Source organism: Streptomyces sp. NPDC031418 (assembly GCF_055581605.1).
This window is the reverse complement of record NZ_JBVIJC010000009.1, coordinates 172,253-195,119: the sequence shown is the minus strand read 5'-3', so window position 1 is coordinate 195,119 and position 22,867 is coordinate 172,253. Positions and strand designations below refer to the sequence as shown.

The following is a 22,867-nucleotide window of genomic DNA, read 5'->3' as shown; positions in this document are numbered from 1 at the left end:
CCAGACCTCACTGGTTCGCGACCCCGAAGACATGGGAGGCTCTGTTCATTGCGAGCCTGAAGTCGAGGAGAGTGAATCCTTGCGGTCCGACGCCAACATCGCGGGACCGATGACCGATCCGGTCCCCGGTCCCCGTACCGAGTCGATGGGGGCGGATGTTTCACGTGAAACACCGCCCCCGATGGACGACACTCCGATCGGTCGTGCGGCCCAACTGGCGGTGGAGGCTCTCGGTCGCGCCGGGGAAGGCCTGCCACGACCGGAGCAGACCCGTGTCATCGTGGTCGCCAACCAGAAGGGCGGCGTGGGCAAGACGACGACGACCGTCAACCTTGCCGCTTCGCTGGCTCTGCACGGGGGCCGCGTCCTCGTGATCGACCTCGACCCGCAGGGCAACGCATCCACGGCCCTCGGGATCGACCACCACGCGGAAGTGCCCTCCATCTACGACGTCTTGGTCGAGAGCAAGCCGCTTGCCGAGGTCGTCCAGCCCGTCCCGGACGTCGAAGGCCTCTTCTGCGCCCCCGCCACCATCGATCTCGCCGGTGCGGAGATCGAGCTGGTCTCGCTGGTCGCCCGCGAAAGCCGGCTCCACCGTGCGATCCAGGCGTATGAGCAGCCGCTGGACTACATCCTCATCGACTGTCCGCCCTCCCTCGGTCTGCTGACGGTCAACGCATTGGTCGCGGGCCAGGAGGTCCTCATCCCGATCCAGTGCGAGTACTACGCCCTCGAAGGGCTGGGACAGCTGCTGCGCAATGTCGACCTGGTGCGGGGCCACCTCAACCCCGGGCTGCATGTGTCGACCATCCTGCTCACCATGTACGACGGCCGGACGCGTCTCGCCTCCCAGGTCGCGGAAGAGGTGCGCACCCACTTCGGGGACGAGGTGCTGCGGACGAGCATTCCCCGCTCGGTCCGCATCTCCGAGGCACCGAGCTATGGACAGACGGTGCTGACCTACGATCCAGGATCGAGCGGTGCCCTCTCGTATCTTGAGGCGGCCCGAGAAATCGCGCTGAGGGGTGTCGGCATCAGCTATGACGCGAGCCATGCCCACATCGGCGCCCAGAACGACCCGAGCATGGTGGAGGGGATCCAGTGAGTGAGCGACGGAGGGGGCTGGGCCGTGGGCTCGGCGCACTGATCCCCGCTGCCCCGACCGAGAAGAACCCGGCCCCGGCCGCACTGGGAGGGGCTGCATCCGCCTCCCCCGCAGCCGTCCCGGTGCTGACGACCGACCGTGGCGTGGCCGCGGCGAAGGTGGCCACCCTGCCGCCTGTTTCACGTGAAACCGAGGCGCGTCCGGCGAGTCCGGCCACGGACCTGCCCGCGGCGCCGGTAGGGGCGCACTTCGCCGAGATCCCCCTCGACGCGATCACGCCGAACCCGCGCCAGCCGCGCGACGTCTTCGACGAGGACGCGCTGCACGAGCTGGTGACCTCCATCAAGGAGGTCGGCCTTCTCCAGCCCGTCGTCGTACGGCAGCTGGGGCCGGCCCGCTATGAACTCATCATGGGTGAGCGCCGCTGGCGCGCCTGCCGTGAGGCCGGCCTGGAGGCCATCCCGGCCATCGTCCGGGCCACCGAGGACGAGAAGCTCCTTCTGGACGCGTTGCTGGAGAACCTGCACCGCGCGCAGCTGAACCCGCTGGAAGAGGCCGCCGCCTATGACCAGCTCCTGAAGGACTTCAACTGCACCCACGACCAGCTGGCCGACCGGATCGGGCGCTCACGCCCCCAGGTCTCCAACACCCTGCGGCTGCTGAAGCTGTCGCCGACGGTGCAGAAGAGGGTCGCCGCCGGGGTGCTGTCCGCCGGTCATGCCCGGGCTCTGCTGTCTGTGACGGACTCGGAGGAGCAGGACCGGCTGGCCCACCGCATCGTCGCCGAGGGGCTGTCCGTGCGGGCCGTCGAGGAGATCGTGACCCTCATGGGCTCGCGACCGCAGAAGCCTCAGCGCCCCAAGGGGCCGCGGGCCGGCTCCCGGCTCTCTCCGGCACTGAACGAGCTGGCGACCCGGCTGTCGGACCGCTTCGAGACCCGGGTGAAGGTCGACCTCGGTCAGAAGAAGGGCAAGATCACCGTGGAGTTCGCCTCCGTGGAGGACTTGCAGCGGATCCTGAGCACCCTCGCCCCGGAAGAGGGTCCGGTCCTGCACAAGGAGATGCAGGACAGTGAGGGGGAGGAGCAGGAGGACTGATCCTCGTGTGACCCCGCCCGACCGTGTGAGGAGCGGGCCGTGTCCGGTGTGCACCGGAACACGGCCCGCTCTTTGCTGGCATGCAGTATCGAGTGCATCGCATCGTGGATACGATGCGAACGGGTATGGCGCATCCACCGGACAGCATCTGCATCTCTGAGTGGGGAGACGGGGCCATGCGAACGATGAGCCGCACCGGACTGGTGAGCGCGGGCCTGGGCCTTGGAGCGGTCGGCGGATTCGTCGGCAGTCTTCTCAGGGGACGGAGCACTCTGTCAGCCGCTCGGTCTGCGGCGGGCGAAGGAAGCGAGGATCAGCCTTCATGGGGCGTCGGCTCGTACCGCTCACGCTGGACAACCTTCAGGACCTTCCCCCACGCTGTCGCTCGTGCGTCTTCTGGGAGCTGGATCCCGTCAGCGGCGAAGCGGCGGTGAAGGCGGGCACCTCCGCGCTCGAGAAGGAGTCCTGGATCTCGGCCGTCCTGCTGGACTGGGGCTCGTGCGGCCGGATCGTCTATGTCGACGACCTGCCGGTCGGCTATGTGCTCTACGCCCCGCCGGCCTATGTCCCGCGCTCGGCGGCCTTTCCCACCAGCCCGCTCTCGCCGGACGCCGTCCAGCTGATAACCGGCTTCGTCCTGCCGGGGTACCAGGGCCAGGGACTGGGCCGGGTGCTGGTGCAGACGGTCGCCAAGGATCTGCTGCGCCGGGGCTTCAAGGCGATCGAGGCCTTCGGTGACGCCCGCTGGAAGGAGCCTGCCTGCCTGCTGCCGGCCGAGCATCTCCTCGCCGTGGGCTTCAAGACGGTCCGGCAGCATCCCGCACACCCTCGGCTGAGGCTGGAGCTGCGATCCACGCTCTCCTGGAAGGAAGACGTGGAGATGGCGCTCGACCGGCTTCTGGGGGCGGTCCACAAGGAGCCCGCGCTCAGGCCGCTGTAGCGTCAGCGCGCTGACACAAGCGAATGGGCCAACCCCAAGGGGTTGGCCCATTCGTGTTTCACGTGAAACGTCACTCGGCGATGAAGTCGGCGAGGTCGCGCTCGATCGCCGCCTTCGGCTTGGCGCCGACGATCGTCTTGACGACCTCCCCACCCTGGTAGACGTTCAGGGTCGGGATGGACATGACGCCGTACTTGGCGGCCGTCCCCGGGTTCTCGTCGATGTTCAGCTTGACGATCTCGATCTTCTCGCCGTGCTCGGCGGCGATGGCCTCGAGGGACGGGGCGATCTGACGGCACGGACCGCACCACGCGGCCCAGAAGTCCACCAGGACGGGCTTGCCACTCTTGAGAACAGCCTCATCGAAATCGGCGTCGGTCACTGCCTTCAGGGCCACGGCTGGCTCCTTATCTTGATCATGCGGTGGGGCGGGGAAGGGGCGAAAGATCAGACAGCAGCGGTCTTCTCGGGCTCCGCCTTCTCCTCGTCCGCGAGGGCGGCGAGGAAGCGCTCGGCGTCGAGGGCGGCAGAGCAGCCGGTGCCGGCCGCGGTGATCGCCTGACGGTACGTGTGGTCGACCACGTCACCGGCGGCGAAGACACCGGTCACATTGGTGCGGGTGGACGGCGAGGCGACCTTCAGGTAGCCCTCCTCGTCCAGGTCCAGCTGGCCCTTGAACAGCTCGGTGCGCGGGTCGTGGCCGATCGCGATGAACAGACCCGTGACGGGCAGCTCGGACAGCTCGCCGGTCTTGACGTTGCGCAGCTTCAGGCCCGACAGCTTCTGCTCGCCCTGGATCTCGGCGACCTCGCTGTCCCAGACGAACTTGATCTTCGGGTCGGCGAAGGCGCGCTCCTGCATCGCCTTGGAGGCGCGCAGGGTGTCCCGGCGGTGGACGATCGTCACGGACTTGGCGAAGCGCGAGAGGAAGGTGGCCTCCTCCATCGCGGTGTCGCCGCCGCCGATCACGGCGATGTCGTGGTCCTTGAAGAAGAACCCGTCACAGGTGGCGCACCAGGAGACACCGCGGCCGGAGAGAGCGTCCTCGTTCGGCAGGCCCAGCTTGCGGTGCTGGGAGCCGGTGGTGACGATGACGGCCTTCGCCCGGTGCACGGTACCGGCGGTGTCGGTGACGGTCTTGATCTCACCGGTCAGATCGACGGAGACGATGTCGTCCGGCACCAGCTCGGCGCCGAAGCGCTCGGCCTGCGCGCGCATGTTGTCCATGAGGTCGGGGCCCATGATGCCGTCGCGGAAGCCCGGGAAGTTCTCGACCTCGGTGGTGTTCATCAGCGCACCACCAGCGGTGACGGCACCCTCGAACACCAGGGGCTTCAGCGACGCACGGGCGGTGTACAGCGCCGCCGTGTAGCCTGCGGGCCCGGAGCCGATGATGATCACGTTACGGACATCGCTCACGGCTTGATTCCTCGTCTCTGGTCTGCGTCGATCGACCGGGGGGAGCCCCTTTCGGAACTCTCACCCCACCCAACGGATCCTACGGGGCGCGCATTCCCACTGTGTCCGGGCACACGCGTACGCATGCCGTGGGGGCGGAGCCGCCCGGCGGGTCACGGAGCCCAGGGAAGTGCTCCGGCGGGTTCAGGGCCTGTGGAAGGACTGCTTGAGCAGCACCGTGCCGGTGGAGCCGGGCTGTCGGCCGACGCAGGCCGCGTCGACGACATAGGCCGTGACCTGTCGGCTGTCGGCCGTGTCGGGCACCACGACCAGATAGGCGGACTTCCCGGCGTAGCTGCCGGTCTTGGCGCCTAGGACGTCCTTGTCCGGAAGGATCGCCTGCTTCACACACTCGGGGACGGCCGTGTTGGTCCCCAGAAGGGTGTGCGCGCTCGCGGTCGAGCCCGGGACGTTCTGCTCGGTCTCGGTTCCCTTCCGGGAGCGCGGGCTGTTGGCCGCGTCCGGGTTCTTCTCCGTGGCGAGCAGGGAGTCCACCTGGTGGTGGACGCTGCTGCCGGAGAAGGCCACGGCAGGCGGGGGCGCCTGGTCGTGAGCGGTGGAGTGCGAGGAGTGGCCGCCCAGCGACTGGATCACCAGGGATCCGGCGCCCAGCGCGGCCACGGTGAGGACAGCGCCGAGCGCCAGGCGCCTGCGGCGTCGGCCCCGGTCGTGCCCCTTGCGTCCAGGCCCGGTCGCAGCGTGCGGACGTCCGGCCGGCCGGTCCGGTGCGAGCGATGTTTCACGTGAAACATGCGCTGCCTCGTCAGCCTGCGCGGAGTCTGGAGCCTGGGCGGTCTCGGCAGCCTGTGCCGCCTCGGCGGCGAGGGCGGCACCGATACGGAGGGCCACGTCGTCGGGCATGCGGTCCGGCACCGGCACGGATCCCAGCAGCCCCCGGATCTCCTCCAGCGACACCTGCACATCCGCGCACAGCGCGCAGTCGTCCAGGTGTCGCCATAGATCCGCGGCGCGCTCCGGAGGGAGGAGGCCTTCGGCAAGCTCGGAGATCTCCGCGACGTCCGGGTGCCCGGCCGTGTCTGTCGTGGAAGTCACGCTCGCCCACCTCCGCCCTTCACTACGGCTGAATCATTCGGTCCCGCGTTCCTGGGGCGTGCGCCAGGAGGCTCCGTTGCCGGTGGGACGGATGCCTGCTGCATCCGGTTCCGTTCCGGGCCGGATTCCCTTGAGCGCCCTCTCGCGTCCCCGCCCGGACCGCCTTCGGGCCGTAGGTGGGTGAGCAGCGGCAGGAGTCTGGCTCTCCCCCGGGCGCACCGGCTCTTCACCGTTCCCGCCGGCACCTCGAGGATCCGTGCGGCCTCGGCGACCGGGTAGCCCTGCATGTCGACGAGGACGAGCGCCGCCCGCTGTTCCTTCGGAAGGGTGCCGAGCGCTTCGAGGAGCTGGCGGTGCACGTCGTTCCGCTCGGCCGGTGCCGAAGCCGATTCGTGCGGCTCCAGCAGCTGCTCCAGTCGCTCGGTGTCGTCGACCGGGGCGGTCTTGCGTGAGGCGGCCTTGCGGGCACGGTCCAGGCAGGCGTTCACGGTGATCCGGTGCAGCCACGTGGTGACGGCCGACTGGCCCCGGAAGGTGTGAGCGGCCCGGTAGGCCGACACCAGGGCGTCCTGGACCGCGTCGGCGGCCTCCTCGCGGTCCCCGAGCGTCCGCAGCGCGACCGCCCAGAGCCGGTCCCGATGCCGCCGCACGATCTCACCGAAGGCGTCGGGGTCGCCCTGCACATGGCGGGCGAGCAGGTCCTGGTCGCCCACTCCGTCGTAGCCGGTGCCCTCCGCCATCTGCCCCCTCCGCTCCGGGTGAGACGTCAGCCCGTGAACTGCACTTCGCCGATGGCCTGCTTGTAGCCGGCCATGGAGTACGTCTGCGGGTCCTCTCCCGAGTACGGCACGGCGGTCAGCCACACGAGGACGTACTGCGTCTTCACCGGCTTGCCGAGCTTCACCGTGACGGAGGTGCCGCTGGTCTGGGCCGAGCCGAGCCGGTGCATCGAGGCCAGGGACGGCGGCGTCAGCGAGTCGGCCGAGTAGAGCTCGACCGTGGTGTGGTCGTTGCCGTAGCGCAGGCTGAGGGTGGCCGTGCTGAGATTCCTCGCCGAGCCCAGGTCGTAGACGATTCCCACGCCCGGCTTGTAGGGCGCGAGCTCCGGGCCCTCGGTGAAGCTCCTGGTGCGCCAGTACGTGGACGGGTTCCCGTCGTACGTCTTGGCCGTGTCGCTGGGGTGCTGGGCGCCTCCGTCGGCGATGAACTCCCGGCTGTCCTTGATGCTTATCCTCGTCGGCTTCGGCGCGGGGTTGTTCTTGTCGCCGTTGTCCGAGGTCTGGCTCTTGTTGGTGTCGTTCGACGTGTCGTGGTCCATCAGCGCGTCCGCCAACTGCCAGCTGCCCAGGCCGAGAGCGGCGATGAGGAGGGCGGAGACCGCCCACTTCAGGGCCTTGCCGGTGCGGCTCTGCAACGGCGGCGGCGGGGCCGTGATCGGCTGCGTGGCGCCCGGATGCGGTGCGGTACGGCCGTACGTGCCCTGCTGGTAGGCGGTGCGCTGGTACTCCGGAGGCGCGGTGAACGCCGGCTCCGGCGGGCGGATGCGCGGCATCTCGCCGATCGCCTTGACGAGTTCCTCCGGCGTGGTGCACGGGGACTCGTGGCGGGAGGCGGTGGCGCCGTCGTTGGCGAGGGCGCGCATGGCCAGCTCGGACAGGCCGCGGTGGACCCCGGCCCGTACCTGGTCCGGGGCGATCAGACCGATGTCCTTGGGCAGGCCGGACAGCCCGTAGGCGTCGTTCTCGTACGGCCAGCGCTGGGTCAGCGCGGCGTACAGCAGGGCGCCGATGGACTCGGTGTCGGTGCGCTGCGGGGTGTCGGAGCTGATGCCGCGCAGCGCGGCGTTGACCGCGAGGCCGCGCAGCCGCCACTGGCCGGTGGAGGTGCGCAGCACGGCGTTCGGGTTCAGCCGCAGATGGGCGAGGCCTTCGCGGTGCGCGGCGGCCATGGCGGAGGCCACCTGACTGACCATCTGGTAGGCGTCGTGCGGTTCCAGCGGTCCGGCCGCGAGAAGCGTGGTCAGCTCGGTCGCGTCGGGCAGCCATTCGTGCACGACATAGACGAGGTCGTTCTCCTCGACGGCGTCGAGGACCTGGACGAAGCGGGGGTCGCCGAGCAGCGCGGAGGCCCGGGCGGCGGCCAGGACGGAACGGGCCCGTGCATGGTCCGCGGGCAGGATGTGGACGCCGACGGCCCGGCGGAGTTTCTCGTCGACCGCACGCCAGCTGCTGAATCCGTCCAGACGGGTGACGCACTCCTCCAGGCGGTACCGTCTGGCCAGCTTGTGGCCGCTGTGCAGTTCGGGAGGCGAGGCCTTCTTCGCGGCACCGTCGGTGCCGCCGCTCATTCCTTCGTCGCTGTCCGTATCCCGCTCCGGGTTCTGGGCCACCCCGTCGGCCGTGGACTGGTCCGCCTTGGCGGTCAGCGGTTGCTCACCGCTGGTGTCTGCCACGTCGACGGCAGCCGTGCTCCGTTCCGCCACCGTCGTCCCTGCCTCCCCATCCGTTGCGCGCTGTCCGACGCCGAAACCAATTGTGCCCATAGTCCGCTGCTATGCACGACACACAGCGGCGGACGATGGTTGTGCCCCTACCCTCGCCTCAGCGCCCCAGACGCCCGCGGACCATTCCCACGAGCGAGTTGAGTTCCTCGATGCGCATCCTGCGGGCGGCGACGAAGAAGACACCGAGCAGGACGGCACCACCGACGATCAGCGCGGCGAACGAGCCGAGGACGCCCTGGCCGAGAGTGTGCCCGATGCCGTAGCAGGCCGCGCCGCTGAGCAGGGCCGCCGGGATCGAGGCGATGCACAGGCGCGCGTAGGTCCGCAGCACCCGGGAGCCGTCCAGGTCGCCGGCGAGCCGCTTGCGCAGCCGCCGCCAGGCGACCCCCACCCCGATGGCGTAGGCGAGGCCGTACGCGGCGGCCATGCCGGCGACCGCCCAGCGGGCCGGGAGCAGGAAGTAGCAGAGCGCGGAGGCTCCGGCGTTCACCACGGCCACGATGACGGTGTTGTAGAAGGGGGTGCGGGTGTCCTCGTAGGCGTAGAACGCGCGGAGGACGACGTACTGCACCGAGTACGGGATCAGGCCGAGGCCGAAGGCCATCAGCATGTAGCCCATGTTGGTGGCCTCGCCGGTACCCGAGGAGCCGAAGATCAGCGTGCACATCGGGATGCCGAGCGAGAGGAAGCCGAAGGCGATCGGGACGATCGCGACCGCGGTGGTGCGCAGGCCCTGGGAGATGTCGTCGCGCACGGCGCCGCCGTCGCCCTCGGCGGCCGAGCGCGAGATGCGCGGCAGCAGGGCGGCCATCAGGGAGACGGTGATGATGGCCTGCGGCAGGCCCCAGATCAGCTGGGCGTTGGCGTAGGCGGCGAAGCCGGTGCCCGCGACGCCGGAGTCCTTGCCGGCCGCCGTGGACAGCTGGGTGACGATCATGGCGCCGGCCTGGTTGGCGAGGACGAACAGCACCGTCCACTTGGCGAGCATCGCGGCCTTGCCCAGGCCGTGGCCCCGCCAGTCGAACCGCAGCCGGATCCGGAACCCGGTCTCGCGCAGATACGGGATCATCGCCAGCGCCTGGACGACCAGGCCGAGCAGCACCCCGACGCCGAGCAGGCGCTGCCCCTGCGGCGGGATGTTGGTGACCTTCATGTGGGAGTCGGCGGCGGTGCCGTAGACCCAGATGAACATGCCGAGCGTCACGATGATGACGATGTTGTTCAGGACCGGGGTCCACATCATCGCGCCGAACTTGCCGCGGGCGTTGAGGATCTGACCCATCACCACATGGATGCCCATGAAGAAGATCGAGGGCAGGAAGTAGCGGGTGAAGGTGACCGCGACGTCGTTGGCCGCCGGGTTGGTGGCGACCGGGTTGGACAGCATGCGCACCAGCAGCGGCGCCGCGAACATCGCGAGACCGGTCAGTGCGGCCAGCGCCACCATCACCAGGGTCAGCAGCCGGTTGGCGAAGGCCTCGCCGCCGTCGTCGTCCTCCTTCATCGCCCGCACCAGCTGGGGCACGAAGACGGAGTTCAGACCGCCGCCGACGGTGAGGATGTAGATCATCGTCGGCAGCTGGTAGGCGACCTGGAAGGAGTCGCCGAGGAAGCCGAGACCGAGCGCGGAGACGATCAGCGCGGAGCGCACGAAGCCGGTGAGGCGGGAGACCATCGTGCCCGCCGCCATGACGGCGCTGGACTTGAGCAGGTTGGCCGCCTTGCCGCCCTTCTTCGCCGGAGCGGTGGTGGCCACGGCAGCCTCGGGCTCGACGGTCACGGCCGGGCCGACGGGCTCCGGCACCCCGACCGGACCCGGCACCGGGGGCTGCCCCGGCCGGCCGGCGGCGGCAGCGGACGCGTAGGCCGCCTCGGCGTACGGGTCGGGCTGCTGCGGGGCCTGACCGGGCTGGGCCTGGTACGGCCCCGGCGCTGCGGGTCCCTGAGCGGGGCCGGGCGGGGCGGCGGGGCCCGGGACGGCGGTGGGGTCCAGGGGCGTGTGCCCGCCGCTGTGCTGCTGGTCCTTGAAGAGATGCGCGAAGGCGTCCGGCTCGTGGTACTCCTCACCGGAGTGCGAGACGAGGTCGTCCACGCCCACGTACTGGGTGGTGCGCGGGTCGTCGCCGTAGGGCAGGTACGGGGACGGGCTCTCCGGCTCGGGCGCAGGAGTCTGCGCCCACACGCGCGGGTCGGGGGCGTACGGGGACTGGGCGGGCGCGGCGTACAGCGGCTGCTGGCGGTCGTGCGGGCCGGGAGCCGGCGGCGGGTGCGCGGCACGGTCGTAGAGCGCCTCGGCGACCGGGTCCTGCGCGGAAAGGTCCTGTGCGCGGTAGGGGTCCTGGTCGTAGGCGTCCTGGAGGTACATGTCCGCCGCGTGCTGCGGCGGCACCTGGCCGGGCTCGGGCGGCGGCTCGGGGTAGCCCGAGCCGGCCGCGCCCTGGCCGCGATCACCGTCGTACGGCGCGTTCATGCTTACCCCACCTCATCGTCCCGGGCCCACCGGCCACGACATCGCTCAACGGTCCACTCTCTCACCCGTCCCGGACGGGTCGGCGCTTTCCGGTGCGGTGTCCGGCGCAGGGTCACTCGGCTGCTCCGGGTCGTCTGCCCCGGACACGGAGTCGGACTCCTCCGGGAGACGGCCGCCGGACGGCCCGGGGTTCCCCGGCTCCTCGGCGCCCTCACCCGCGGCGTCGGGACCGGACTCCTCGGCCCGGCGGGCGGCCGCGCGCTTGCGCTGGGTGTACATCCGGAAGCCGGCGAGGACCAGCAGCAGCACGCCGCCGCCGATGACCAGCATCACGGTGGGCGTGACCTCGGTGACCTTCACGTCGAAGGTGACCGCGTCACCGTACGGCTGGCCGTCCTCGGTGTAGAGCCGTGCGACGACCGTGACCCGGCCGTTGGCGTTGGCCGAGGTGGTGAACTTCACCGACTGGCTGTGTCCGCCGGAGATCTCGACGGGCTCCTCGTCGTAGGCCTTGCCGCCGATCTTCAGGCGGGTCGGCATGGTCGAGGTGAGGCGCAGCACCAGGTGGCCGACCGGCTGCACCAGGTTGTTCTGGACGGTCACCGGGATGGTGGCGCTGCGGCCGGAGAGCTTGGTCTCCGACTTGTCGATCAGTTTGACCTGGTCGGCCAGCTCGTCGAGCCATGCCTTCACGCCGCTGCGGTAGGCATCGGCCCGGCCGCTGCGACCGCGCCACGACGTGGACATCTCCCGGTTTATGGCCAGCCCGAACGGGGTCACCACCCGGGACTGGTCGGAGAGGATCACCCGGAAGCTGTCGAGCTTCCCCTGGGTGCTCGCGATCTCCTCGAACGCCGCCTGCGGCAGCTCTTGCCGGCGCAGCGACGAGGGGTAGCCGGACGTCGACGGAATCCGCGTGGTGGCGTTCGGGTCCGGCTTGTCCTTGGCGGCCGCGCTGAGGTCCTCGGACTGCGACCAGGTGCCGCCCTGGAGCGCCTTCAGCGCCGTCGCCATCGCCTGCGCCTGGCCCGCCGTGGGCATTCGCTGCGGGGCGACGACGATGCTGCGCTGCTTGTCCGTCTGCTCGTTCACCTCGAGGCTCTGGGCCAGGAACTGCTGCACCGCGAGCGTGGCGGCACCCGCCTTCGACAGATCGCCGTCGAACGCGGTGGACAGCCGGGCGTCCGCGACCACCGCCGTGGTGCCGCCGCCGACCGGGCGGGCGGCGGAGGGCGTGTAGGACAGCCCCGCGGTCTCCTGGAGGCTGTCGCTGCGGGCGATCACCCGGTCGGCTCCGGCGGAGGTCGCGACCTTGATGATCGAGGGGTCCACGGCGCCGTCCACCGGCCAGGCGAAGTCGGTGGTGGGTGTGACGTGCAGCACCGTCTTGACGGTGGTGGCGGCGACGTCGGTGGCGTCCTTGAGGTGGCTGAGCGAGCCGGTGACGCGGGTGCCGTTGTGCGCGAGGGAAGCCAGGTCCGGGTCCGCGAACGGCAGCGCGACGACCTCCTTGCCCGTCACCGCCTGTTGCAGGTTCGCCAGCCACTGCTTGGCGACGGCCTGGTGCTCGGCCGAGCCGGGCGTGGTGGTGCCGCCGGCGCCCTGGAGCCGGTAGTTGCCGGTCGCCATCCTGTCGACCGAGGCCAGCAGGTCCGGGTCGATCACCCAGGTGACGTCGAGGTCCTTGCCGAGGTCCACCATCCGGGCCAGCCGGCCGCCGGGTGCCAGCTCCTTGGCCAGGTCGTCGTCGAGGAAGACCGGGGTCTGCAACTCACCGGCGCCGGTCTTGGCCGTCATATGGACCGTGGAGAGCAGCGGCCACAGGAACGTCGTCTTCGTCTTGGTGTCGGCGTCGGACGGCTGCCACGGCAGGAAGGTCCGCTGGATGCCCAGCGGCTGGTCCCAGGGCTGGGCGGCGGTCTTGCCGGACAGGGAGACACCGAACTCGTAGACGCCCTCGTCACCGAGGTCGAGCTTGTCCACGGGCACGGAGATGCTGAAGCGCTCGGCGACGCCGGGGGCCAGCTTGGCGAACTTCTGCTGGTACTTGCCGCCGACCTGGGAGCCCGTACCGCTCTGGAGATCGTCGGCGTGCCGGGCGACGTCGTCGATCGCCGCGCGGGTGGTCAGCGGGGCGCCGACCTCCAGATCGACATGGGCGCCGGTGACGGGCTGTTTGCCGTTGTTGGTCACCGTGCCCGAGACGGTCAGTGTGTCGCCGTCCGTGGGGGCGTTCGGCGTGAGCGAGTCCAGGGAGACGGCCACCGTGTCCGAGGAGGCCGCCTGTGCGGGCGCCGCGGCGGGCAGCTGGAACAGACCGGCCAGCAGCGGTGCCCCGGCGAACAGCGCTCCTGTACGCCGGAGCCACCGGCGGGCAGGTGCGGCACTGGTCCCGTGCAAGTCAGCCGCCTCGGCCACGCGCTCGCCCGTCCCTCGTCGTGTCAGTGGTCGTCGGATTGTGCGTCCACGCATGGTAACGATGCGCGCGAAGAGGAAGTGCCGCGGTCTCCTCCACAAGATCGGGGAGCTGAGGTCTGCCGTCCTCTCTATCCAGTATCGGGGGAAGAGCCGCTATGCGCCGCAAGCACCGTGCTTGCGGCCGGTATGGCAGAGAGTGTCCCCGGCCCCTTATGCGGGAGCCTCCGGGCGCCCGGGGCACGTACCCTCTTCTGTTGTGCCGAACCCCAACGAAGACACTCCCTCTGCCCTGAGCCAGGCGCAGCACCGCGCGGTCGCCGAGCTGCTGCGGGTGGCGCCCGTCGCCGACGACCTCGCCCGCCGATTCCAGGAGGCCGGGTTCTCGCTCGCCCTGGTCGGCGGATCGGTCCGCGACGCGCTGCTCGGCCGGCTCGGCAACGACCTGGACTTCACCACCGACGCCCGTCCCGAGGACGTGCTGAAGATCGTCCGACCATGGGCGGACGCTGTCTGGGAGGTGGGGATCGCCTTCGGCACCGTCGGCGCGCACAAGGGTGGCTACCAGATCGAGATCACCACCTACCGGTCGGAGGCGTACGACCGCACCTCGCGCAAGCCCGAGGTGTCCTACGGCGACTCCATCGAGGACGACCTGGTCCGCCGTGACTTCACGGTCAACGCGATGGCCGTGGCGCTGCCGCAGAAGGAGTTCATCGACCCGCACGGTGGCCTGGAGGATCTCGCGGCGCGGGTGCTGCGGACGCCGGGCACCCCGGAGGAGTCGTTCTCGGACGATCCGCTGCGGATGATGCGGGCCGCCCGCTTCGCCGCCCAGCTGGACTTCACGGTCGCCCCCGAGGTCATCACCGCCATGACCGACATGGCCGGGCGCATCGAGATCGTCTCCGCGGAGCGGGTCCGTGACGAGCTGAACAAGCTGGTCCTCTCCGCGCACCCGCGCAAGGGCCTGACCCTGCTGGTGGACACCGGGCTGGCCGACCATGTGCTGCCCGAGCTGCCGGCGCTGCGTCTGGAGCGCGACGAGCACCACCGGCACAAGGATGTCTACGAGCACACGCTGATCGTTCTGGAGCAGGCGATCGAGCTGGAGCAGGACGGTCCCGACCTCACGCTGCGGCTGGCCGCCCTGCTGCACGACATCGGCAAGCCGCGGACGCGCCGCTTCGAGAAGGACGGCCGGGTCTCGTTCCACCACCACGAGGTGGTCGGCGCCAAGATGACCAAGAAGCGCATGACCGCCTTGAAGTACTCCAACGAGCTGGTGAAGGACGTCTCCCGGCTGGTCGAGCTCCACCTGCGCTTCCACGGCTATGGGACCGGGGAGTGGACGGACTCGGCGGTCCGCCGCTACGTCCGCGACGCGGGCCCGCTGCTGGACCGGCTGCACAAGCTGACCCGCTCCGACTGCACCACCCGCAACAAGCGGAAGGCGGCCGCGCTGTCCCGGGCCTACGACGGCCTGGAGGAGCGCATCGCCCAGCTCCAGGAGCAGGAGGAGCTGGACGCGATCCGCCCGGACCTCGACGGCAACCAGATCATGGAGATTCTGGGCGTCGGTCCCGGCCCGGCCGTCGGCAAGGCGTACAAGCACATGCTGGAGCTGCGCCTGGAGAACGGCCCGATGGAGCATGACGCCGCGGTGGCGGCGCTCAAGGAATGGTGGGCTGAGCAGAGCTGAGCCGCTTCGGGCCGGGCGCGGGGGGTGTTTCACGTGAAACACTCCGCCGTCCCGACGGGCCGAGGGGTCGATGTTTCACGTGAAACATTGACCCCTTTGCCGTTGTGCCGGCCGTCTCAGCGCCGCTGGAAGCGAGCCAGGGCCACGGCGACCCCGCCGTAGATGAGGGCCACCAGGACGACCAGCGCGGGGGAACGGCCGTCCGGCGGGAGCATGAGAGCGGCCACTCCGGCTGCCCCGACGAACGCCACATTGAAGAGGACGTCGTACACGGAGAAGATTCGGCCGCGGAAGCCGTCCGCGACACAGGCCTGCACGATCGTGTCCGTGGCGATCTTCGCGCCCTGGGTGATCAGACCCAGGACGAAGGCCGCGACCAGCAGCGGCCCGGTGGCGAAGGGCAGGCCGAGGGCGGGTTCGAGCACGGCGGCGGAGCCGGAGCACACCACGATCCAGCGGCCCGGGCCGAGCCGTCCCGCTGCCCAGGGCGTCGCCACGGCCGCCGCGAAGAATCCCGCCCCGGACAGGGCGAGCGCCAGACCGAGCAGCCGGAGTCCTTCGTCCGGACTGGAGGACAGGGTGTAGCGGCACAGCATGAGCAGCAGGACGAGGAGCGCGCCGTAGCAGAAGCGCATCAGCGTCATCGCGGCCAGCGCCCAGGCCGCGCTTCTCCGGCCGGGGGTGGTCAGATGCCGGACGGCGGCGAGCAGCTCGCGGGCCGTGCGGGCGAGCGCCGTCCCCAGCCGGGGCCGGTCGGGCTGTGGCTCGGGGCCGAGGAGAGCGGGCGGCATGCTCAGGGCCGCGAGGCCGGCGCACAGATAGAGAAAGGCGCCCAGCAGCACGACGGCGGCATCGGAGCCGGATGCCACGAGCCGTACGAGGAAGGCGAGGCCGCCGCCGGCGGTCGCGGCGAGTGTCCCGGCCGTCGGGGAGAGGGAGTTGGCGAGCACCAGGCGTTCGCTGTCGACCACCCGGGGCAGGGCGGCGGACAGCCCGGCCAGGATGAAGCGGTTGACGGCCGTGACGCACAGGGCGGAGAGATAGAAGAGCCAGCTCGGGGCGGGGCCGAGCATCAGCGCGGCCGTGACCGTGGCCAGCAGGGCGCGCAGCAGGTTGCCGTACAGGAAGACCTGACGGCGCCGCCAGTGATCGAGCAGGATGCCTGCGAAGGGGCCGACCAGCGAGTAGGGGAGCAGCAGGACGGCCATCGCCGAGGCGATCGCCGTGGCCGAGGTCTGCTTCTCCGGGGAGAAGACGACGTACGCGGCGAGCGCGACCTGGTAGACGCCGTCGGCGCCCTGGGAGAGCAGGCGAACGCAGAGCAGACGCCGGAAGTGCCGCAGGCGCAGCAGGACACGCAGGTCACGGACGACGGGCATGGGGCACAGCCTCACACATGCGGAAGGTCCCCGGGTCGGGCAACCCGGGGACCCTCACAGCCCTGGCAGGAGCGTTCTCGTGCGAGCGGTCGCCCTCAGGCGGTTTAGCGCTCGACCTCGCCGCGGATGAACTTCTCGACGTTCTCGCGGGCCTCGTCGTCGAAGTACTGGACCGGCGGGGACTTCATGAAGTACGAGGACGCCGACAGGATCGGGCCGCCGATGCCGCGGTCCTTGGCGATCTTCGCAGCGCGCAGGGCGTCGATGATGACACCCGCGGAGTTCGGGGAGTCCCAGACCTCGAGCTTGTACTCCAGGTTCAGCGGGACGTCACCGAAGGCACGGCCCTCGAGGCGGACGTAGGCCCACTTGCGGTCGTCCAGCCAGGCCACGTAGTCGGACGGGCCGATGTGGACGTTCTTCTCGCCGAGGTCCCGGTCGGGGATCTGGGAGGTGACGGCCTGCGTCTTGGAGATCTTCTTGGACTCCAGGCGCTCGCGCTCGAGCATGTTCTTGAAGTCCATGTTGCCGCCGACGTTCAGCTGCATGGTGCGGTCCAGGATGACACCGCGGTCCTCGAACAGCTTCGCCATGACGCGGTGCGTGATGGTGGCGCCGACCTGGGACTTGATGTCGTCACCGACGATCGGGACGCCCGCCTCGGTGAACTTGTCCGCCCACTCCTTGGTGCCGGCGATGAAGACCGGGAGGGCGTTGACGAAGGCGACCTTGGCGTCGATGGCGCACTGCGCGTAGAACTTCGCCGCGTCCTCGGAGCCCACGGGCAGGTAGCAGACCAGGACGTCGACCTGCTTGTCCTTCAGGACCTGGACGACGTCGACCGGCTCGGCGTCCGACTCCTCGATGGTGGCGCGGTAGTACTTGCCGAGGCCGTCGAGGGTGTGGCCGCGCTGGACGGTGACACCGGTGGTGGGCACGTCGCAGATCTTGATGGTGTTGTTCTCGGAGGCGCCGATCGCGTCCGCGAGGTCGAGGCCGACCTTCTTGGCGTCCACGTCGAACGCGGCGACGAACTCGACGTCACGGACGTGGTAGTCACCGAACTGGACATGCATCAGGCCGGGGACCTTGGACGCCGGGTCGGCGTCCTTGTAGTACTCGACTCCCTGCACCAGCGACGCGGCGCAGTTGCCCACGCCGACGATGGCTACGCGAACCGAACCCATTCCGGTTGCTCCCTGTGTGTACGAGTGAGGCCCTGAATGGGTCTCACGTGGCGGTGTCGTCGGGCGTATCCGTCCGGGGGGTTTCCCCGGTACGGGGCAGGCCGCCCGTCGATCCAGTGGTGGTGTCCTGCTGAGCGGACTCCCCGGATGCGGAACCCCTCAGGTCCCGCCCGGCCCGCTCGCTCTCGATGAGCTCGTTCAGCCAGCGCACTTCGCGCTCCACGGACTCCATCCCGTGGCGCTGGAGCTCAAGCGTGTAGTCGTCGAGGCGCTCCCGGGTGCGCGCCACGGAGGCGCGCATCTTCTCCAGGCGCTCCTCCAGGCGGCTGCGCCGGCCCTCCAGCACGCGCATGCGCACATCGCGCGAGGTCTGCCCGAAGAAGGCGAACCGCGCGGCGAAGTGCTCGTCCTCGTACGCGTCGGGGCCGGTCTGCGAGAGCAGCTCCTCGAAGTGCTCCTTACCTGCCGCCGTCAGCCGATAGACGATCTTGGCGCGGCGTCCGGCGAGCGGAGCGGCGAGGGCGTCCTCATGGGTGCTTCCGGGCTCCTCGGTCAACCAGCCGTTGGCGAGCAGCGTCTTGAGGCAGGGATACAGGGTCCCGTAGCTGAAGGCTCGGAACACACCCAGAGACGTATTGAGTCGTTTGCGCAGCTCATAACCGTGCATCGGGGACTCGCGGAGCAGGCCGAGCACGGCGAACTCAAGGATGCCGGAGCGCCGGCTCATGGTCGCCTCCTCTCGGTCCCACAGGTCGGTCCCGCGGGCCTCGCTGTGCTTCTCAGCGTCTTTATCTCGTGCTGATGTATCGACTCGATACATCAGCACGATAGAACGGCCTGAGGTATGCGACAAGAGGGGCCGCGGTGAACGGGATCACATCACCGATTCGTACGAGGTGAGTTGCCTGATTTGCGGTGAACTTCGGGGCTCGGCGGGTTTTGGCGGTGCGTAGTCTGTGCGGCATGCAGACCACCGGGAACCAAGCGACGCCTGGGGAGCGTCGTCGTCCCCGGTGCAGTACGGGTGAATGCGCAACCGCCCACATCCGTACTTCGGGGGGACCGGAAACCAGCCGCTGTTCCAGGCGCGCACGGGCGCGCCTGCCCGAGGAGTAATCGTTCGATGAGCGAGCACCGTCGCAAACCGCCGCAGCCGCAGGATGGCGGACGTGCCGCGGCCCGGCGCGGCCAGTCCGGCTCGTCCTCCGGTCGCCGTGCGGCACCGCGAAGCGCCACCGGGTCTTCTGCCGACTCCTATGGGTCCAGTTCCTATGGGACCGGCTCCCCTGACCCGGGAGGTGAACAGCGTCCCCCTGGTGGCCGGGCCGAGGCCCGCCGGGCGGCGCAGAAGGGCGGACGCCGCAGAGGCGCCGACAACGCGGGCCCCGGCGGCCGGCGTGGTGGTCCGGGCGGTCCGACGGGCCCCGGGCGCGGCAGGGGCCGTGCGGCGACGGCGCCCGGCAAGAAGCGGATCATCGACTACCCCCGGGCCGAGAAGTTCGGGTGGCGGCGCTGGGTCCCGTCCTGGAAGCTCGTGACGGGCCTGTTCATCGGCTTCCTCGGAAGTCTGGTGGCGGTCGCGGGCATCGGGTACGCGATGGTGAGCGTGCCGAACGTCCAGCAGATCGCGACGGCGCAGAACAACGTCTACTACTGGTCCGACGGCTCGCAGATGGTCGCCACCGGTGGCGAGGTCAACCGGCAGATCATCAACTACGCCGACATCCCCAAGGAGATGCGCTACGCCGTCATCTCCCAGGAGAACAAGACCTTCGAGACGGACAGCGGCGTGGACCCGAAGGGCATCGCGCGCGCCGTCCTGAACATGGCGCGGGGCGGCGAGACGCAGGGTGGTTCGACGATCACCCAGCAGTACGTCAAGAACGCGATGCTGAACGACCAGTCGCAGACGATCTCCCGCAAGTTCAAGGAGATCTTCGTCGCGATCAAGGTAGGCGCCACCGTCAAGAAGAAGGACATCATGGCGGGCTACCTGAACTCGGCCTACTTCGGCCGGGGTGCCTACGGCCTCGAAGCCGCCTCCCGCGCCTACTTCAACGAGGAGGCCAAGAACCTGAACCCGGGCCAGTGCGCCTTCCTCGCGGCCATGCTGAAGGGCGCCACCTACTACGACCCGGCGGGCGCGGTCTCACTGGACCCGGCGGCCACTCCCGACGCGAACAAGAAGCGTGCCCAGCTCCAGATGCAGGACACCCTCGACAAGATGGTGAAGTACGGCCATCTGAGCCAGGCGGAGCGGGCCAAGTACACGACCCTGCCGAAGGTCCAGAACCCCCGGTCGAACAGCCGGCTGAGCGGTCAGATCGGTTACCTGGTCGACCTCGCCAAGTCCTACCTGATCAACAACAGCGACAAGACCCACGTCACCGCGGACGATCTCCAGAAGGGCGGCTACCGGATCTACACGACCTTCGACAAGAAGAAGGTCCAGGCGCTCGAAGCCGCGGTGAAGAAGGTCCAGAAGACGAACATCAAGCCCAAGCTGCGGCCGAAGACGGACACCCACGTCCAGTTCGGCGGCGCCTCGGTGGATCCGTCCACGGGTGCCATCCGGGCCATCTACGGCGGTGAGGACGCGACCAAGCACTTCACCGACAACGCCGACTCGACCGGTGCCCAGGTGGGCTCGACGTTCAAGCCGTTCGTGCTGGCGGCGGCCATGAAGTGGGGCGTGCGCAACCCGGACGGGCCGCCCAACCAGGCCCAGGACGAACGCACCATCGCCTCCCCCAAGAGCCTCTACAGCGGCGAGAACAAGCTCAAGATCCGGAACTACGACCACACCGTCTGGAAGGACAAGGACGGCAACGAGTGGCTCCAGACGAACGACGGCGGCGAGTCCATCGGTCACGCGCCCGACTACAAGATCGACCTGCGTGAGGCCATGCAGTACTCGGTCAACTCCGCGTACGTCCAGCTCGGCATGGACGTCGGGCTCGACAAGGTGAAGTCGACGGCGCTGGACGCGGGCATCCTGGACAGCAGCCTCGCCAGCGCGAACTACCCGTCGTTCTCGATCGGTACCTCCTCCCCGAGCGCGATCCGGATGGCCGGCGCCTATGCCACCTTCGCCGCCAGCGGCGAGCAGAACGACCCCTACTCGGTCCAGAAGGTCGAGAACAAGGACGGTCTTGTCTACCGGCACACCGCCGAGGCCCATGACGTCTTCACCCCGGCCGTGGCGGACAACGTCACCGACGTCCTGAAGACCGTGGTCGAGAAGGGCACCGGTACCAACGCCCAGCTGCCCGGCCGTGAGGTGGCCGGTAAGACCGGTACCACGGACGGCAACAAGTCCGCTTGGTTCGTCGGCTACACCCCGCAGCTCTCCACCGCGATCAGCATGTTCCGCCTGGACGACAACGCGAACAACAAGACGCGGACCTTCCTGGAGATGTATGGGACCGGCGGCAAGGAGGAGATCCACGGTGCGTCGTTCCCGGCCGAGATCTGGCACGACTACATGTTCCAGGCGCTGAAGGGCCAGCCGGCGCAGCCGTTCCCGACTCCGGAGCCGATCGGCAAGGTGCTCAACGCCGCGCCCAGCCCGGCACCGACGCCGTCGGCCACCCAGAGCCCGACCCAGAGCGCGTCGCCGAGCCCGTCGCCCAGTGCGTCCTCGTCCTCCCCCTCGCCGTCGGCGAGCCAGACGTGCAACGGCTGGGGCTGGAAGTGTGACACCACCGGAGGCACCGACACGGGCGGTGGTACCGACGGCGGCCCGTCGCCGTCGCCCAGCGTCACGGACACCTCCACGACCGGAGGTACCACCCGGGGCAACGGCAACGGCAATGGCAACGGAGGCATCTTCGCTGGTCCGACCGGTTAACCAAGCGGTCTGCCCGTTGGGCGGCGCTCAGGCCCGCCCCGTGTGTTTCACGTGAAACACGGGCCGCCGCACCTCCAGGTGCGGCGGCCCTCGGCGTTTTCCTGGGCAGGTACGGCAGGATGTGGCCCATGCCCAGTGCAGAGACGACGCCCGCGAGCGTGCATGAGCCCGAGTACGGGCGGCCCGCCCCGGCGGAAACGGTGCAGCCGACCAAGGAGGACGAGGTCGCCGCGGCCGGCAGTGAGCTGATCGGTGGTCCCATCGGGCGGCGCGCCCTGCTCGGGACCTCCTGGTGGACCCCTGTCCGAGTCGTCGCACTCGTGGCGATCGGCATGTTCGCCCTCGGACTGGTCCAGAAGGCGCCGTGCTATCACACCGCCTGGTTCTACGGCGCGAGCAGCCAGTACACGAAGGCCTGCTACTCGGACATCCCGCACCTCTACCAGGGGCGCGGGTTCGCCGACCATCTCGTGCCCTACTTCGACAGACTCCCGGACACCATCTCGGGAGGCATGGGCTACCTCGAATACCCGGTGCTGACCGGCGTGTTCATGGAGGTGGCCTCCTGGCTGACGCCGCACAGCGGCACCATCCAGCACCAGGAGCAGTGGTACTGGTTCGTCAACGCCGGGATGCTGATGGCGTGCGCGGCGGTCATCGCCGTATGCGTGGCCCGTACGCACCGCCGGCGTCCCTGGGACGGGCTGCTGGTCGCCCTGGCGCCCGCCTTCGCGCTGACGGCGACCATCAACTGGGATCTGCTGGCGGTGGCGCTGACGGCCGCCGCGATGCTGATGTGGGCCCGGAGCCGTCCGGTGGCCTTCGGTGTCCTCCTGGGGCTCGCCACGGCCGCCAAGCTCTATCCGGTGTTCCTGCTCGCCCCGCTGTTCGTGCTGTGCTGGCGGGCCGGCAAATGGCGGGAGTACGCCCAGGCCGTGGGCGGTGCGGCGATCGCCTGGCTCGTGGTGAACCTGCCGGTGATGCTCTTCGCCTGGGAGGGCTGGTCGAAGTTCTACACCTTCAGCCAGGAGCGGGGTGTGGACTTCGGTTCCTTCTGGCTGATCTGGGCCCAGAACACGACCAACCCGCCCAGCACCGACTTCGTGAACTCCGCCGCCATGGTGCTCGTGGTGCTGTGCTTCCTGGGGATCGGCGCGCTGACGTTCGTCGCCCCGCGCCGGCCGCGCTTCGCCCAGCTGGCCTTCCTGATGGTCGCGGCCTTCATCCTCACCAACAAGGTCTACTCCCCGCAGTACGTCCTGTGGCTGGTGCCGCTGGCCGTCCTCGCCCGGCCCAAGTGGCGGGACTTCCTGATCTGGCAGGCCTGCGAGGTGGCGTACTTCCTGGGCATCTGGATGTACCTCGCCTACACGACGAGCGGAGAAGCCCACAAGGGCCTGCCGCCGCACGGCTACCACTGGGCGATCGCGCTGCATCTGCTCGGCACGCTCTACCTGTGCACCGTCGTCGTACGGGACATCCTGATGCCCGAGCGGGACGTGGTGCGCCGGTCCGGCGACGACGATCCCTCGGGCGGGGTACTCGACGGCGCGGAGGACGTCTTCGTGCTCACCAGCGCGGCCCACACCCCGCGGCACGCGGCCCAGTTCGGCACTCCGCAGGTGGACTGGGGGCGCCCGGAAGTGGCACCCCACCAGGAAGGTTCGCTCTGAGCGAACGCGCTGGGCGGCGCATCCGAGGGCATGAA

At 69.7% G+C, this 22,867-nt stretch carries 16 protein-coding genes; 6 read left to right on the top strand and 10 right to left on the bottom strand.

Annotated features, from left to right (window positions below):
* Positions 1-31: 31 nt before the first annotated feature.
* The 3 genes from ACZ5CZ_RS15305 to ACZ5CZ_RS15295 all read left to right on the top strand — a co-directional run bounded on the left by ACZ5CZ_RS15305 (position 32) and on the right by ACZ5CZ_RS15295 (position 3,142).
* Entirely contained in the window at positions 32-1,105 is a 1,074-nt protein-coding gene (locus ACZ5CZ_RS15305; protein ID WP_385841805.1) for a ParA family protein, read from the top strand.
* Positions 1,102-2,202: a ParB/RepB/Spo0J family partition protein gene (locus tag ACZ5CZ_RS15300; RefSeq protein ID WP_385841551.1), complete on the top strand. Its 1,101-nt coding sequence runs from the start codon at positions 1,102-1,104 to the stop codon at positions 2,200-2,202. Before ACZ5CZ_RS15305 ends, ACZ5CZ_RS15300 begins: the two co-directional genes overlap by 4 nt.
* A 322-nt stretch (positions 2,203-2,524) precedes the next feature.
* Entirely contained in the window at positions 2,525-3,142 is a 618-nt protein-coding gene (locus tag ACZ5CZ_RS15295; protein ID WP_385841549.1) for a GNAT family N-acetyltransferase, read from the top strand.
* Positions 3,143-3,212: 70 nt separating this feature from the next.
* Here ACZ5CZ_RS15295 and trxA read toward each other — a convergent pair whose 3' ends face one another.
* From trxA to ACZ5CZ_RS15260, 7 genes are all read right to left on the bottom strand, one after another.
* The gene (gene trxA, locus ACZ5CZ_RS15290) at positions 3,213-3,590 is read right to left on the bottom strand and encodes a thioredoxin (RefSeq protein ID WP_385841804.1); all 378 of its coding nucleotides are present in this window, start codon (positions 3,588-3,590) and stop codon (positions 3,213-3,215) included.
* On the bottom strand, positions 3,590-4,561 hold the full coding sequence (gene trxB / locus ACZ5CZ_RS15285) for a thioredoxin-disulfide reductase (protein WP_385841548.1): 972 nt from the start codon (positions 4,559-4,561) through the stop codon (positions 3,590-3,592). The genes trxA and trxB overlap by 1 nt, the downstream gene beginning before the upstream one ends.
* Positions 4,562-4,744: 183 nt before the next feature.
* Positions 4,745-5,653, bottom strand: coding sequence for a hypothetical protein (locus ACZ5CZ_RS15280; protein ID WP_468942916.1), 909 nt, complete (start codon positions 5,651-5,653; stop codon positions 4,745-4,747).
* Entirely contained in the window at positions 5,650-6,393 is a 744-nt protein-coding gene (sigM, locus tag ACZ5CZ_RS15275; protein ID WP_385841545.1) for an RNA polymerase sigma factor SigM, read from the bottom strand. Before sigM ends, ACZ5CZ_RS15280 begins: the two co-directional genes overlap by 4 nt.
* A gap of 26 nt (positions 6,394-6,419) precedes the next feature.
* Positions 6,420-8,135, bottom strand: coding sequence for a protein kinase family protein (locus ACZ5CZ_RS15270; protein ID WP_385841544.1), 1,716 nt, complete (start codon positions 8,133-8,135; stop codon positions 6,420-6,422).
* A gap of 118 nt (positions 8,136-8,253) precedes the next feature.
* Positions 8,254-10,626: a murein biosynthesis integral membrane protein MurJ gene (gene murJ / locus ACZ5CZ_RS15265; protein WP_468942912.1), complete on the bottom strand. Its 2,373-nt coding sequence runs from the start codon at positions 10,624-10,626 to the stop codon at positions 8,254-8,256.
* A gap of 45 nt (positions 10,627-10,671) precedes the next feature.
* Positions 10,672-13,044 carry a DUF6049 family protein gene (locus tag ACZ5CZ_RS15260; RefSeq protein ID WP_468942909.1) on the bottom strand — a complete coding sequence of 791 codons (2,373 nt, stop codon included), beginning with the start codon at positions 13,042-13,044 and terminating at the stop codon, positions 10,672-10,674.
* Positions 13,045-13,300: 256 nt separating this feature from the next.
* On the opposite strand from ACZ5CZ_RS15260, the gene ACZ5CZ_RS15255 reads away from it, so the two are divergent.
* Positions 13,301-14,743, top strand: coding sequence for a CCA tRNA nucleotidyltransferase (locus tag ACZ5CZ_RS15255; RefSeq protein ID WP_468942906.1), 1,443 nt, complete (start codon positions 13,301-13,303; stop codon positions 14,741-14,743).
* Positions 14,744-14,859: 116 nt separating this feature from the next.
* Here the strand turns inward: ACZ5CZ_RS15255 and ACZ5CZ_RS15250 are convergent, their stop codons facing one another.
* From ACZ5CZ_RS15250 to ACZ5CZ_RS15240, 3 genes are all read right to left on the bottom strand, one after another.
* Positions 14,860-16,122: an MFS transporter gene (locus ACZ5CZ_RS15250; protein WP_468942903.1), complete on the bottom strand. Its 1,263-nt coding sequence runs from the start codon at positions 16,120-16,122 to the stop codon at positions 14,860-14,862.
* A gap of 104 nt (positions 16,123-16,226) precedes the next feature.
* The gene (locus ACZ5CZ_RS15245; RefSeq protein ID WP_014673757.1) at positions 16,227-17,309 is read right to left on the bottom strand and encodes an inositol-3-phosphate synthase; all 1,083 of its coding nucleotides are present in this window, start codon (positions 17,307-17,309) and stop codon (positions 16,227-16,229) included.
* A gap of 43 nt (positions 17,310-17,352) precedes the next feature.
* A complete protein-coding gene (locus ACZ5CZ_RS15240; protein WP_385841539.1) occupies positions 17,353-18,036 on the bottom strand; it encodes a PadR family transcriptional regulator in 684 nt (227 codons plus the stop codon).
* A gap of 396 nt (positions 18,037-18,432) precedes the next feature.
* On the opposite strand from ACZ5CZ_RS15240, the gene ACZ5CZ_RS15235 reads away from it, so the two are divergent.
* Both ACZ5CZ_RS15235 and ACZ5CZ_RS15230 read left to right on the top strand, forming a co-directional pair.
* Positions 18,433-21,159: a transglycosylase domain-containing protein gene (locus tag ACZ5CZ_RS15235; protein WP_468942898.1), complete on the top strand. Its 2,727-nt coding sequence runs from the start codon at positions 18,433-18,435 to the stop codon at positions 21,157-21,159.
* Positions 21,160-21,287: 128 nt separating this feature from the next.
* The gene (locus ACZ5CZ_RS15230; protein WP_468942895.1) at positions 21,288-22,832 is read left to right on the top strand and encodes a glycosyltransferase family 87 protein; all 1,545 of its coding nucleotides are present in this window, start codon (positions 21,288-21,290) and stop codon (positions 22,830-22,832) included.
* Positions 22,833-22,867: the final 35 nt, after the last annotated feature.

Excerpts from the sequence above, each read along its gene's own strand:
- ACZ5CZ_RS15305 (WP_385841805.1), top strand. The coding sequence starts at position 32 with ATGGGAGGCTCTGTTCATTGCGAGCCTGAAGTCGAGGAGAGTGAATCC.
- ACZ5CZ_RS15295 (WP_385841549.1), top strand. The coding sequence starts at position 2,525 with ATGGGGCGTCGGCTCGTACCGCTCACGCTGGACAACCTTCAGGACCTT.
- sigM (WP_385841545.1), bottom strand. The coding sequence starts at position 6,393 with ATGGCGGAGGGCACCGGCTACGACGGAGTGGGCGACCAGGACCTGCTC.
- murJ (WP_468942912.1), bottom strand. The coding sequence starts at position 10,626 with ATGAACGCGCCGTACGACGGTGATCGCGGCCAGGGCGCGGCCGGCTCG.
- ACZ5CZ_RS15250 (WP_468942903.1), bottom strand. The coding sequence starts at position 16,122 with ATGCCCGTCGTCCGTGACCTGCGTGTCCTGCTGCGCCTGCGGCACTTC.
- ACZ5CZ_RS15245 (WP_014673757.1), bottom strand. The coding sequence starts at position 17,309 with ATGGGTTCGGTTCGCGTAGCCATCGTCGGCGTGGGCAACTGCGCCGCG.
- ACZ5CZ_RS15240 (WP_385841539.1), bottom strand. The coding sequence starts at position 18,036 with ATGAGCCGGCGCTCCGGCATCCTTGAGTTCGCCGTGCTCGGCCTGCTC.
- ACZ5CZ_RS15235 (WP_468942898.1), top strand. The coding sequence starts at position 18,433 with ATGAGCGAGCACCGTCGCAAACCGCCGCAGCCGCAGGATGGCGGACGT.
- ACZ5CZ_RS15230 (WP_468942895.1), top strand. The coding sequence starts at position 21,288 with ATGCCCAGTGCAGAGACGACGCCCGCGAGCGTGCATGAGCCCGAGTAC.